13 protein-coding genes are annotated in these 12464 nt (G+C 59.3%); 4 read left to right on the forward strand and 9 right to left on the reverse strand.

Features of this window, described 5'->3' with window-relative positions:
* Window positions 1-61: 61 nt before the first annotated feature.
* Entirely contained in the window at window positions 62-2197 is a 2136-nt protein-coding gene (gene scpA, locus H4P12_RS02415) for a methylmalonyl-CoA mutase (protein WP_187791997.1), read from the reverse strand.
* Between the two features lie 57 nt (window positions 2198-2254).
* On the opposite strand from scpA, the gene H4P12_RS02420 reads away from it, so the two are divergent.
* The gene (locus H4P12_RS02420) at window positions 2255-2767 is read left to right on the forward strand and encodes a DUF4174 domain-containing protein (protein ID WP_187791998.1); all 513 of its coding nucleotides are present in this window, start codon (window positions 2255-2257) and stop codon (window positions 2765-2767) included.
* A 292-nt stretch (window positions 2768-3059) separates the two neighbouring features.
* Here the strand turns inward: H4P12_RS02420 and H4P12_RS02425 are convergent, their stop codons facing one another.
* From H4P12_RS02425 to H4P12_RS02460, 8 genes are all read right to left on the reverse strand, one after another.
* Window positions 3060-3746: a hypothetical protein gene (locus H4P12_RS02425; RefSeq protein WP_187791999.1), complete on the reverse strand. Its 687-nt coding sequence runs from the start codon at window positions 3744-3746 to the stop codon at window positions 3060-3062.
* Between the two features lie 17 nt (window positions 3747-3763).
* Window positions 3764-4213: a hypothetical protein gene (locus tag H4P12_RS02430; RefSeq protein ID WP_187792000.1), complete on the reverse strand. Its 450-nt coding sequence runs from the start codon at window positions 4211-4213 to the stop codon at window positions 3764-3766.
* On the reverse strand, window positions 4210-6258 hold the full coding sequence (locus H4P12_RS02435) for an acetyl-CoA carboxylase biotin carboxylase subunit (RefSeq protein ID WP_187792001.1): 2049 nt from the start codon (window positions 6256-6258) through the stop codon (window positions 4210-4212). Before H4P12_RS02435 ends, H4P12_RS02430 begins: the two co-directional genes overlap by 4 nt.
* A gap of 109 nt (window positions 6259-6367) precedes the next feature.
* Complete coding sequence (locus tag H4P12_RS02440; RefSeq protein WP_187792002.1) at window positions 6368-6589, reverse strand: hypothetical protein; 222 nt, start codon at window positions 6587-6589, stop codon at window positions 6368-6370.
* A 75-nt stretch (window positions 6590-6664) separates the two neighbouring features.
* Window positions 6665-6904: a hypothetical protein gene (locus tag H4P12_RS02445; RefSeq protein ID WP_187792003.1), complete on the reverse strand. Its 240-nt coding sequence runs from the start codon at window positions 6902-6904 to the stop codon at window positions 6665-6667.
* A gap of 127 nt (window positions 6905-7031) precedes the next feature.
* A complete protein-coding gene (locus H4P12_RS02450) occupies window positions 7032-7442 on the reverse strand; it encodes a hypothetical protein (protein WP_187792004.1) in 411 nt (136 codons plus the stop codon).
* 84 nt (window positions 7443-7526) lie between these two features.
* Window positions 7527-7667, reverse strand: coding sequence for a hypothetical protein (locus tag H4P12_RS02455; protein ID WP_187792005.1), 141 nt, complete (start codon window positions 7665-7667; stop codon window positions 7527-7529).
* A gap of 205 nt (window positions 7668-7872) precedes the next feature.
* Entirely contained in the window at window positions 7873-9405 is a 1533-nt protein-coding gene (locus H4P12_RS02460) for an acyl-CoA carboxylase subunit beta (protein ID WP_187792006.1), read from the reverse strand.
* A 204-nt stretch (window positions 9406-9609) separates the two neighbouring features.
* Here H4P12_RS02460 and H4P12_RS02465 point away from each other — a divergent pair, with 204 nt between their 5' ends.
* The 3 genes from H4P12_RS02465 (at window position 9610) to alr (ending at window position 12390) form a co-directional block, all read left to right on the forward strand.
* The gene (locus H4P12_RS02465) at window positions 9610-10560 is read left to right on the forward strand and encodes a Dyp-type peroxidase (RefSeq protein WP_187792007.1); all 951 of its coding nucleotides are present in this window, start codon (window positions 9610-9612) and stop codon (window positions 10558-10560) included.
* A 17-nt stretch (window positions 10561-10577) separates the two neighbouring features.
* The gene (locus H4P12_RS02470) at window positions 10578-11276 is read left to right on the forward strand and encodes an SDR family oxidoreductase (protein ID WP_187792008.1); all 699 of its coding nucleotides are present in this window, start codon (window positions 10578-10580) and stop codon (window positions 11274-11276) included.
* Window positions 11277-11373: 97 nt separating this feature from the next.
* Window positions 11374-12390 (forward strand): alanine racemase, encoded by a 1017-nt coding sequence (gene alr, locus H4P12_RS02475; protein WP_187792009.1) that lies wholly within the window; start codon window positions 11374-11376, stop codon window positions 12388-12390.
* Window positions 12391-12464: the final 74 nt, after the last annotated feature.

Here is a 12464-nt window from a genome sequence, read left to right on the forward strand (position 1 = left end):
ATTGACGGGATTTCGGGCCGCGCATCAGCGACGCGCGGCCCGAAATCCCGTCAATCGCTGGCTATGCCGCACGCGATTCCTGAATAAGACGCAGGATGTCTGCGGCGGCGGCCGGGATATTCGTGCCCGGCCCGAAGATGGCCTTGACGCCCGCCTTGCGCAGATAATCATAGTCTTGTTGCGGAATGACGCCGCCGCAGATGACCAGAATATCTTCGGCCCCTTGGGCCTTCAGCGCCTCGATCAATTTGGGCGCCAGCGTCTTGTGCCCCGCCGCCTGAGAGCTGATACCGACCACATGCACGTCATTGTCCACGGCATCCTGGGCGGCTTCTTCGGGGGTCTGGAACAGCGGCCCGACATCCACGTCAAAGCCGATATCGGCAAAGGCTGTGGCGATCACCTTGGCGCCGCGATCATGGCCGTCCTGACCCATCTTGACGACCAGCATCCGTGGACGCCGGCCTTCGGTTTCGGCGAATGTTTCCACATCGCGCTGGATCTGGGCAAAGCCTTCGTCGCCTTCATAGGCCGCGCCATAGACACCGGCCAAGGTCTTGACCTCGGCGCGGTGGCGACCAAACATCTTTTCCATGGCCATGCTGATCTCTCCTACAGATGCGCGGGCGCGGGCGGCTTCGACCGCGGCTTCCAGCAGGTTGCCGCCCTGTTCGGCGCGGCGGGACAGTTCGTCCAGGGCGGCCTGACACGCCGCCTCGTTCCGGGTGGCGCGGATATGTTGCAGTCGGGCAATCTGGGCGTCGCGGACCTTCATGTTGTCGATATCCAGAATGTCGATCGGGTCTTCCTTGGCCTTGCGGTATTTGTTGACGCCGACGATCACTTCCTCGCCCCGGTCGATCATGGCCTGACGGCGGGCAGCGGTTTCTTCTATCCGCAGCTTGGGCATGCCGCTGGCAACGGCCTTGGTCATGCCGCCCAGTTCTTCGACCTCTTCGATCAAGGCCCATGCTTTTTCCGCCAGTTCAGCGGTCAGGCTTTCGATGTAATAGCTGCCGGCCAGCGGGTCGATGACATTGGTGATGCCGGTTTCTTCCTGCAGGATCAGTTGCGTGTTCCGCGCGATGCGGGCGCTGAATTCCGTGGGCAGGGCGATGGCTTCGTCCAGCGCGTTGGTGTGCAGCGATTGCGTGCCGCCAAGCGCGGCTGACATGGCCTCATAGGCGGTGCGGATCACGTTGTTATAGGGATCCTGTTCCTGCAACGACACGCCAGAGGTCTGACAATGCGTCCGCAGCATCAGCGAAGATGACTTCCTAGGCGCGAATTCCGTCATGATCCGGTGCCACAGCAGGCGTGCGGCCCGCAGCTTGGCGATTTCCATGAAGAAGTTCATGCCGATGGCAAAGAAGAATGACAACCGCCCCGCAAAGGCATCCACATCCATTCCCGCCGCAATCGCCGCGCGCACATATTCGCGCCCGTCCGCCAGCGTATAGGCCAGTTCCTGCACCAAATTCGCCCCGGCTTCCTGCATGTGATAGCCGGAAATCGAGATGCTGTTGAAACGCGGCATTTCATCCGAGGTATATTCGATGATGTCGCTGATGATCCGCATCGAAGGCTCGGGCGGATAGATATAGGTGTTGCGGACCATGAATTCTTTCAGAATGTCATTCTGAATGGTGCCAGACAGCATGGCGCGCGGATGGCCCTGTTCCTCGCCGGTGACGATGAAATTCGCAAGGATCGGGATGACCGCGCCGTTCATGGTCATGCTGACCGAAACCTTGTCCAGCGGGATGCCATCGAACAGGATCTTCATATCCTCGACGCTGTCGATGGCAACGCCCGCCTTGCCGACATCCCCGACAACGCGGGGATGATCGCTGTCATAGCCGCGATGCGTTGCCAGATCGAAGGCGACCGAGACACCCTGCTGTCCGGCATCCAATGCCCTGCGATAGAACGCGTTCGATTCCTCGGCCGTGGAAAAGCCCGCATATTGGCGGATGGTCCAGGGTCGGCCCGCATACATCGTGGCGCGTGGGCCACGGGTAAAGGGGGCGATGCCGGGCAGGCTGCCCAGATGGTCAAGCCCGTCGGTGTCTTCCGCCGTATATAGCGGTTTCACCGGAATACCCTCCAGCGTGTCCCATGTCAGGCTGTCGGGGTCGCGGCCTTTCAGTTCCTTCTCGGCCAGCTTGCGCCATTCGTCCAGCGTCGGTTTCGTCATTTTCTGTCCTTTCCCCCAGCCAGCTTCACCCTATATTCAGATAAGGATGAGGTGCCGATGAAATTGAAATTCCTGATATTCGTAGTGATGTCGGCGGCAATGGGCCCCGCACGAGAGGCCGAGCCACCAGCGGCGGAATCTGTGACCGATCGGCCCATGAGCCCCGAAGAGCTGCCCGAAACGGCAGCGTCAGAAGAACCGCCAGAAACACCATCGCCTGAATTGCGGATCGTGGATGCGTCCACCGTCGCAATGGCTGACTTTCTGTGGAACATGCGTCCCGTGGTGATTTTTGCGGATTCACCGGACGATCCGTCCTTTCGGCAGCAATCCCGAGCATTGCAGGCACGACCGAATGACCTGATCGAACGCGACGTGGTTGTGGTGGTTGACACGGATCCCGCAGCAGGCAGCGAGTGGCGTCGACAGTTGCATCCACGCGGCTTTTCATTGGTCATCATCGACAAGGACGGGCAGGTAAAGGCCCGCAAGCCGTTGCCCTGGGATGTGCGTGAAATCACCCGCACGATCGATAAGTTTCCGCTGCGGCGGCAAGAAATCGGGCGCTGAGCGGTCTTGTGGACAGGCCCGCCACTTAGATGCGGTAGTCCAAACAAAATATTGTGGATTTGCCCCTGCATTCCTATATTCTTCGTAACAGGCGGCATATCTGCTGCCGTGACATGAGGTTTGGTTATGGCGAAGTCCACCACTGAAGGCCGCACTCCGTCGCAGGACGCACGCCCACGCGCAACGCGTGCAGGGCGCGAAAACCGTGATGCGTCCGAGCTTGTGCGCCCAAACCCCAAGCCTGTGCGCCGCCGCGTGAATGAGATTACCAATTCCATCGGATTAACGCCCATCACTGGCCGCTCCGGTCCAAGGATCGCTTATTAAGTCCGGCGCGAAGTTCTTCCAGCTCTCGCGGCAGATCGGTCGCCAGTTGGCGGGTGATGATTTCCTGCCTGCGTTTCAGATGCGCCGCCACTTCTGCCTGACTGGATGACATCCTGGGACCGCCTTTGACGCTGGCTGTCAGGATTTCGACCGCCTCCAACCCGGTATCCCAGGTCTCATCCGTGATCTCCAGATAATCGCGGAACATCAGCGCAGCGCGGCGCGGATATTCCTTGGCATTGCTGCGAATATCTTGCGCCAGGGCCGCGCGGACGGCCAGCAGCCGGTAATAGCGCACAACCGGATCGATCGCCCATTCGGGCAGCTGATGAACCTCTTCCACAATCGCGCGGAACATTCGGTCATTGGCGTCATGCGGCAGGATCGGCAAATAGTCCTGATCCGTCACCGCGTCGGTCGTGGCCATTTCCCGTGCCGTCTGCTGTTCTTCCAGCGCAAAGACATGGGCGCGGATTTCGGCCAGAAGTGCGCGTTGAATATCGGCAATCCGTTCCTCGCGCAGGGCCCGGTCGCGGCTGCGGGACAACAGATGGGTAATGACCCAACCCACGGCCACCACGCCACCACCCACAACGGCGGTGACAAGGGCCGCAGCCACCCGGTCGTTGATCCAAAGCGCCTGCCAATCCATTCGTCAGCGCCCTTTCCTCATGGCCGGACCACCCAATCCCGGACGATAAGCAACCCCACCAGGAACCAAAGCCCGTAAGCCCAAAGAAGTGCTTCACCGGGGCGCAAGATGCCGGACCAGTCATACATGGCAAAGATATAGCCCATCGCGACCGTCGCCACATAAAGGCACAACAGCCGCAACCAGTGGATCGATCCGCCCAGCATGATGCGCAGAAAGACCGCATAAGCAAGGGCGGCGGGAATGCCCCATAAGGCGTGATTGAACACATGTATGCCTATGGGCGCACCCCCAAATGTCGGCACACCAAACAGAAAAAGCCCCCCGGCATAGGGCGCATCAAGCGGCAGGATTTGACCGGTCCATGCCATGTAATGAAGCATGGCCATGATGCCGTAGATCACAAACGTTCCCAGCAAAGCCAGAAACGTCATGATAAAACGGTAAACCGGGTTCTTCTGTATCATTCAAATTCCATGATGATTTCATCGACCTTCAGGCTTTGACCCGGCTCGGCGCTGATGGATTTCACGATGGATTTGCGTTCGGCACGCAGGATGTTTTCCATCTTCATGGCCTCGACCGTGGCCAAAGCCTGGCCTTCCTGAACCTCGTCGCCAGGGGCGACATTCACCTTGACCAGCAGACCGGGCATTGGACAAAGCAGGAATTTCGAGGTGTCGGGCGCGACTTTTTCGGGCATCAGACGGGCCATCTTGGCGCTGTTCGGGCGGCGGATATAGACGTTCATATCGGCCCCGCGCGTGCGCAAGCGAATGCCGGCGGGAATGCGATCGACCTTCATGACCAGCGGTTTGCCATCGACCATCATGCGGGCCAGCGTCATTCCGGGGTTCCAGTTCCCTTCGACACGCAGATCGCGACCGCCCACGGTTACGGTTGATCCCGTGCGGTCGGCGTGGATTTTTACCGGAACCTCGTCCTTTCCGAACGCGACCACCCAGTCTTCCCCGACTTTGCGTTCGTGGTTGTCCAACCGGCCCGTGATCCGCGCGCGACGGATTTCGGCCACGCGGTGCATGGCAGCGACGGCGGCGGCGACGCGGTTGCGTTCGTCCTGATCCAGCGTAACGCCGGTAAAACCTTCGGGATATTCTTCGGCGATGAAGGCTGTGGTGATGTCGCCTGCAACGAATTTAGGGTGATCCATCACGGCCGACAGGAAGGGCAGGTTATGGCCGATGCCTTCCACTTCGAACTCATCCAGTGCGGTTCGCATTGCTTCGATTGCGTCGCCACGGGTCGGGGCCCATGTGCAAAGCTTGGCGATCATCGGGTCATAGAACATGCTGATCTCGCCGCCCTCAAAGACGCCGGTATCGTTTCTGACGGCGGTCGCGCTGTCGCGCCCATCGCTGTCATTGACCCAATTCCCCGTTTCCAGCAACGGACCGGCGGCGATTTCGGTCGGCGGGCGATAGCGGGACAGACGACCGATCGACGGCAGGAAGCCACGATAGGGGTCCTCGGCATATAGCCGGCTTTCCATTGCCCAACCGTTGATTTTCAGATCGCTTTGCGTGAAGGGCAGCGTTTCACCATCGGCCACGCGGATCATCTGTTCGACCAGATCGACGCCGGTAATCAGTTCCGTGACCGGGTGTTCCACCTGCAGGCGCGTGTTCATTTCCAGGAAGTAGAAATTCCGGTCGCCATCAACAATGAATTCCACTGTGCCTGCACTGTTGTATCCAACGGCCTTGGCCAGCGCCACGGCCTGTTCGCCCATGGCTTTGCGGGTTTCGGGATCAAGGAAGGGTGAGGGGGCTTCCTCGATGACCTTCTGGTTGCGGCGCTGGATCGAGCATTCGCGTTCGTGCAGGTAGACCGCGTTGCCATGCTTGTCGGCCAGCACCTGAATTTCGATATGGCGCGGCTGCGTCACGAATTTCTCGATGAAGATGCGGTCGTCGCCAAAGCTGTTGGCGGCCTCGTTCTTCGAGGATTCAAAACCCTCACGCGCCTCTTGGTCATTCCAGGCGATGCGCATGCCCTTGCCGCCGCCACCCGCCGATGCCTTGATCATCACCGGGTAACCGATCTGGTTCGAGATCGTCACAGCCTCTTCGGCATCCGCGATCAGGCCCATATAGCCCGGAACGGTGCTGACGCCGGCTTCCTGTGCGATCTTCTTACTGGTGATCTTGTCGCCCATCGCTTCGATCGCGGGCGAGGGCGGGCCGATAAAGGCGACGCCTGCGGCCTCCAGCGCCTCGGCGAATTTCATGTTTTCGGACAGAAAGCCATAGCCCGGATGGACAGCCTCGGCACCGGTCTGGCGCACGGCATCCATGATCTTGTCGATCACGATATAGGACTGGTTCGCGGGCGAAGGGCCGATATGGACAGCCTCGTCCGCCATCTTGACGTGCAATGCGTTTCGGTCTGCATCGGAATAGACGGCCACGGTCTTGATGCCCATCTTGCGGGCGGTCTTGATGACACGGCAGGCAATTTCGCCACGGTTGGCGATCAGGATTTTCTTGAACATGGGCTACCCCCGGCCAGAAGACATGAAAAAACCGTCCGAAGCGACAAGGCCTCGAACGGTCGTGGAATAAGCGGTGACGCCGCGCGTCGCGGTGGCGTTGCCTAGTGCGTTACTGGCACAGACGGACGTCGTCGCACAGCGCGCCGCCGGCAGCACCGACAGCCGCGTATTTGTAGTAGTCGCTTTCCTTGCGTCCGCCAACATGGGCAGCGGTCGCGCCGACGGCTGCGCCGATGATTGCGCGGTCGGTGTCGGTCGGGTTGATACCCTGCGTGCAGCCAGAAACAGCGGTTGCACCAACGACAGCGGCCAGAAGATAGATCTTTGCCATGTTAGATATCCTTTCGAAAAAGTGGCGCGGTGATAACGCGCACCGCGCCGGATCGTTTCGCGATATCCGTAACGATTAGTAACGACGGCGGCAGACGCCCGCGTCATCACACAGTGCGCCTGCGCCTGCGCCAATCGCCGCACCGGTCGCGATGTTTTCGTCCAGAGCTTTTGCGATGACAGCACCTGCAACGGCACCACCAGCCGCGCGCTGAGCGTCGGGCGACAGGCCGGTCTGGTAGTTCGGGTCACATGCGGCCAGACCCAGCAGAACCAGTGCGCCAGCGGAGATGCGGGTGATGAAAGATACTTGCATTTAACATTGCCTGTATTGAGGATCCCGTCCGGAATCGGTTGGATATTCTGCTTAACTATGTCACACGGCCATACTGCGTCAAACTGACATGCCCGTGAGATCAAAGCATTAAGCAGCAAATCGCGCATTAACGCTCATCCTCGTCGTCGTCCCAGCCTGCGTCATCATCCCAGCCAAAGTCGGGCGGAGAGTCCTGCGCAAACAGTTCGGGGAATGACGCTTCGGCGGCGGCCATGTCGACTTGCAGCAACTGTTCGTAATCTGCCGGATCGAAATTGCCAACCGCTTTAACCTCGCGGCCGATCAGCCAGCCAAGGCGGCCTGCATCCAGATTGCCGCGTTCGAACGGCTCATCGCCGAAATTGGTGATCAATGCGGACAGGAAGGCTGCATCCGCGCGTTTGTCCACAACCTTGCGGTCGCGAAACCGTTCGCGCCGCGTGATCGGGGTTGCCCCCTTCTTGCGGTTTTCGCGACGGATGGTGAATTGAAAATCGGTGCCGGGAAGGCGGCCTGGAAAACCGCGATGCTTCAGCATGCTGCGCCTCGTCTGATGAAGGTGACGGCGGGCGCGATGCGCGGGCAGCGAAACCGCCCGCGCAAAGTTGGGCTAATCGAAGGATTAGTTGCCGTATTTGCCCTGGAAGACCGGCTCGGTCGTGACGGCAGTAGGGGCCGGCGGCACGTAGACGTCAGGCTCTTGGCGCTGGCAAGCGGCGAAAGCGGAAACCAGCACGAGGCCGAGGATGATTTTCTTCGACATGAATTGTCTCTCCTGTATCGCGGGCGATTTTCCGCCCGACTGCTCGATTGACAGTCGGCGCTTGGACGCACCGACCCGGAGGCCATCATAGCAATGGGCGACTCTTGCAGACAGTCGGCGAGGGCTGCCAGCGACAGAAGTCCTGCCGCCTGTGGCGGCGCTGCATCATTCACGCTTTTGTGCATCAACATGTGAAACCGGACACTTACAGCGGAATGTTGTCGTGTTTTTTCCATGGGTTGCTCAGCTTCTTGTTGCGAAGCGCGGCAAAGGCGCGGGCGACACGGCGGCGGGTCGAGTGGGGCTGGATCACTTCGTCAATGAAGCCCTTTTCCGCCGCCACGAAAGGATTGGCGAAACGGTCTTCGTAATCCCTGGTTCGCGCGGCGATTTTTTCGGGATCGCCCAATTCGTTGCGATACAGGATTTCTACCGCGCCCTTGGCGCCCATCACCGCGATTTCCGCCGTGGGCCAAGCATAGTTCATATCGCCGCGCAGGTGTTTCGACGACATGACATCATAGGCGCCACCATAGGCTTTGCGCGTGATGACCGTGACCTTCGGCACCGTCGCCTCGCCATAGGCGAACAGCAGTTTCGCGCCGTGCTTGATGACGCCGCCATATTCCTGCGAGGTGCCGGGCAGGAAGCCCGGAACATCAACCAGCGTCAGGATCGGAATTTCAAATGCGTCGCAGAAACGGACAAAGCGGGCGGCCTTGCGGCTGCTGTCGATATCCAGACAGCCGGCCAGAACCATCGGCTGGTTCGCGACGATGCCGACCGTGCGGCCTTCGATGCGAATGAAGCCGATGATGATATTGCCCGCGTAATCCTTCTGCACCTCGTAGAAGTCGCCCTCATCGGCGATCTTCACGATCAGCTCTTTCATGTCATAGGGCTGGTTCGGGTTGTCGGGGATCAGCGTGTCCAGACTTTCTTCGATCCGGTTTGGGTCGTCAAAGAACGGACGAACGGGCACGCCGTCGCGGTTGTTCAGCGGCAGGAAATCGAACAATCGGCGGATTTCCGACAATGCTTCGACGTCATTTTCAAATGCGCCGTCCGCGACAGAACTTTTCTTCGTATGGGTTGACGCACCGCCAAGCTGTTCTGCGGTCACCACCTCGTTCGTGACGGTTTTCACGACATCCGGGCCGGTGACGAACATGTAGCTGGTGTCTTTCACCATATAGATAAAGTCGGTCATCGCCGGGGAATAGACCGCGCCACCTGCGCAAGGGCCCATGATGACGCTGATCTGCGGCACCACGCCCGAGGCCATGATGTTGCGCTGAAAGACCTCGGCATAGCCTGCAAGGGACGCCACGCCTTCCTGAATGCGCGCACCGCCCGAATCGTTCAACCCGATCACAGGGGCGCCATTCTGCATTGCCATATCCATGATCTTGCAGATTTTTTCAGCGTGAGTTTCTGAAAGCGACCCACCAAAGACGGTGAAGTCCTGCGAAAAGACATAGACCATACGGCCGTTGATCGTGCCCCAGCCGGTCACCACGCCGTCGCCATAGGGGCGATCGGCCTCGATCCCGAAATCGGTGCTGCGATGCGTCTTGAACATGTCGAATTCTTCAAAGCTGCCTTCGTCCAGCAGCAGTTCGACCCTTTCGCGCGCGGTCAGCTTGCCGCGCGCGTGCTGAGCGTCGATCCGTCGTTGGCCACCCCCCAGTCGGGCCTTGTCACGGCGGTGTTCCAACTCTTGCAGAATGTCTTTCATGACGAACCTCCTCAGGACCGGGTTGACGTAAACTAATTTGTCAAACTGGGACATGAAAGCAAAAACAAGAAAATTTGCAAAATATTCTGCATTGCAGAAAGGTAAGTTGCGAAATTGCAAATTGACCAGATTGTCGGGATGTAAAAACCTTGGACAGGCGAAATGCATCAGCTAGCGTAAGGTGAAATTGTTGGGGGAAATTTGATGACGCCAGTTGTAAGCCAGCCCGTCGAAGGTGCGCTGACCCATTCAGCGATATTCATTACGCTTACGGTCAATCAGGGCGCGGATGATCTGCAAAAATTCCGCGACCTGTGCGGCGATCTGCCGTCGCTGATCCGTGCGGTCAGTTTCCGCAGCCCAAGCGCGGGTTTGACCTGCATTGTCGGTCTGGGCGCGGACCTGTGGCAGCGTCTGGAGACGGGCGCGACCCCGGCCGGGCTGCATCCGTTTCGCGAAATCAATGGGGTGCATCACGCGCCCTCGACCCCTGCGGACGTGTTGTTCCATATCCGCGCCAGCCGAACCGATTTCTGCTTCGAGCTGGCCGCCGAAATCATGTCGCGGCTGGAAGGCGCGATTACCCTTCAGGACGAAACGCAGGGGTTCAAGTTTTTTGACAATCGCGATCTTCTGGGCTTCGTCGATGGCACGGAAAATCCCGCCGGACTGGCGCTGACAGAGGCGGTTCTGATCGGCGACGAAGACGCGGTCTTTCGTGGCGGCAGCTATGTCATCACCCAGAAATACATGCATGATCTGACGGCATGGAAAGCCATGACGGTCGAACGGCAAGAGCAGATCATAGGCCGTCAGAAACTGAGCGATATCGAATTCCCCGATGATAAAAAGGCGTCCTATGCGCATAACGTGCTGACGAATATCAACGATGCCGAGGGTAATCAGCTTCAGATCCTGCGCGATAACATGCCCTTCGGCAGCCCCTCGCATAAGGAGTTCGGCACCTATTTCATCGGCTACTCTTGCGAGCCGGAGCGGACCGAGCGGATGTTGAACAACATGTTCATCGGGGATCCGCCGGGCAATTATGACCGTATCCTGGATGTCAGCAACGCCGTCACCGGATGCCTGTTTTTTGTGCCATCCACGGAAATGGTGGACGCTATCGCTCAGGGCGAAAAGATCACTGGGTAAATCATCGGGAGAGGGCGATGGAAAAAGTAGCAGTCATTACCGCTGGCGGATCGGGCATGGGCGCGGCTGCGGCGCGTCGTCTGGCGGCTGACGGATACCATGTGGCGATCCTGTCATCATCCGGCAAGGGTGAGGCATTGGCGCACGAGCTGGGTGGCGTCGGTGTCACCGGGTCCAACCGGTCAAATGATGATCTGCGGCGTTTGGTTGATGCGGCGATGCAGAAGTGGGGGCGTATCGACGCGCTGGTGAACTCGGCCGGGCACGGCCCGCGCGCCCCGGTTCTGGAAATCAGCGATGATGACTGGCATCTGGGAATGGAGGTCTATTTCCTGAATGTCGTGCGCCCCACGCGGTTGGTGACACCCATCATGGAAGCGCAGGGCGGCGGGGCCATCGTCAATATCTCGACAGCATGGGTGGATGAACCGTCCGAACATTTCCCGACCTCGGTTGTCTTTCGTGCCGGTCTGACCAGCTTTACCAAGCTATTTGCAAACCAGTTCGCGTCCCAAAATATCCGCATGAATAACGTCATGCCGGGCTGGATCGACAGCTTGCCGCAAACCGATGCGCGACGCGATCAGGTGCCGATGGGCCGCTATGGCAGCGAAGATGAGGTGGCGGCGACCATTGCCTTTCTGCTGTCGGATGGGGCGGGCTATATCACCGGACAGAACCTGCGCGTGGATGGCGGGGTCATTCGCGGGGTCTGATCCGTGATCGTGAGCGCCCCGGAATTGACATCGGGCGGCAAAGTATTAAGCCCCGATTGGGGCGTTCGTGCCCATGGGTTCAGAAGGCTGACGCAGCATGGCTTTGCAGATCGATCTTTCCGCGATTGTCACGAACTGGCAAACGCTGGCGGCCATGGCGCCGAACGCCCGCGCCGCTGCCGTGGTCAAGGCCGATGCCTATGGTCTGGGCGCTGATCGTGTTGCGCAGGCGCTGTATGACGCGGGCGCACGCGATTTCTTTGTCGCGCTGGCATCCGAAGGCCGCGCCCTGCGCGAAACCTTGCCTCGGGATGCAGTAATCAACATCCTGTCCGGCCACATGGCGGGTCAGAATCTGTCAGGTTTGGTGCCGGTGCTGAACAGCACCGAGCAATTCTTTCGCGACCGCGCGATGCGTCCGGGGCAGCCTTTCGCGATTCAGTTGGACACGGGCATGAACCGTCTGGGGCTTGAAGCGGCGGAATGGGCGGCGATCCGGGCCGAGGCCTTGGCCGCTGGTCCCGCCTTCATCATGTCGCATCTGGCCTGCGCCGATGAACCCGACCATCCTGCCAATGCCGCGCAGCTGGCGGCATTTCATCAGATGACGGATGGCTGTGGCGTGCCGCGTTCGCTGGCCGCGACCGGCGGCATTCTATTGGGGCCGCAATTTCATTTTGATATGATCCGGCCCGGCGTCGGAATATATGGCGGCATGCCTTTTGCAGATGCGCAGCCGGTTGTCACTTTGGCGCTGGACGTGATCCAGACTCGCGAGGTTCAGGCGGGTGAGTTTTGTGGTTACAGCGCGACCTGGACCGCTGAAGGCCCACTCCGGATTGCAACCGTCGCCGCAGGCTATGCTGACGGTATTCTGCGTTCGCTGTCGTCCAGCGGCTTCAGCCTTTATGCAGGGCAGACGGCTTGCCCGGTTGTGGGGCGGATCTCGATGGATCTGATGACCGTGGATGTGACGGCACTGGCCACGGTTCCGGCGCAGCTTGATCTGATCTGTCCTGAGCAACCGATTGATAGACTGGCTGATTATGCCGGCACGATCGGCTATGAAATCCTGACATCATTGGGCGCGCGTTATTCCCGAACCTATATCTAGATCGTTTTCTGGCTGGCTGAAAGCGGATGCAATGCGCTGTTTTTGGCCGATGCCGCCATGAAAATGTCATGGAA

The organism is Paracoccus amoyensis (assembly GCF_014490725.1).
Classification (GTDB): domain Bacteria; phylum Pseudomonadota; class Alphaproteobacteria; order Rhodobacterales; family Rhodobacteraceae; genus Paracoccus; species Paracoccus amoyensis.

Coding starts and splice junctions, on each gene's coding strand:
- scpA (WP_187791997.1), bottom strand. CDS start 2,197: ATGACGAAACCGACGCTGGACGAATGGCGCAAGCTGGCCGAGAAGGAA.
- H4P12_RS02435 (WP_187792001.1), bottom strand. CDS start 6,258: ATGTTCAAGAAAATCCTGATCGCCAACCGTGGCGAAATTGCCTGCCGT.
- H4P12_RS02455 (WP_187792005.1), bottom strand. CDS start 7,667: ATGTCGAAGAAAATCATCCTCGGCCTCGTGCTGGTTTCCGCTTTCGCC.
- H4P12_RS02450 (WP_187792004.1), bottom strand. CDS start 7,442: ATGCTGAAGCATCGCGGTTTTCCAGGCCGCCTTCCCGGCACCGATTTT.
- H4P12_RS02470 (WP_187792008.1), top strand. CDS start 10,578: ATGGAAAAAGTAGCAGTCATTACCGCTGGCGGATCGGGCATGGGCGCG.
- alr (WP_187792009.1), top strand. CDS start 11,374: ATGGCTTTGCAGATCGATCTTTCCGCGATTGTCACGAACTGGCAAACG.
- H4P12_RS02420 (WP_187791998.1), top strand. CDS start 2,255: ATGAAATTGAAATTCCTGATATTCGTAGTGATGTCGGCGGCAATGGGC.
- H4P12_RS02440 (WP_187792002.1), bottom strand. CDS start 6,589: ATGGCAAAGATCTATCTTCTGGCCGCTGTCGTTGGTGCAACCGCTGTT.
- H4P12_RS02430 (WP_187792000.1), bottom strand. CDS start 4,213: ATGATACAGAAGAACCCGGTTTACCGTTTTATCATGACGTTTCTGGCT.
- H4P12_RS02465 (WP_187792007.1), top strand. CDS start 9,610: ATGACGCCAGTTGTAAGCCAGCCCGTCGAAGGTGCGCTGACCCATTCA.
- H4P12_RS02460 (WP_187792006.1), bottom strand. CDS start 9,405: ATGAAAGACATTCTGCAAGAGTTGGAACACCGCCGTGACAAGGCCCGA.
- H4P12_RS02445 (WP_187792003.1), bottom strand. CDS start 6,904: ATGCAAGTATCTTTCATCACCCGCATCTCCGCTGGCGCACTGGTTCTG.
- H4P12_RS02425 (WP_187791999.1), bottom strand. CDS start 3,746: ATGGATTGGCAGGCGCTTTGGATCAACGACCGGGTGGCTGCGGCCCTT.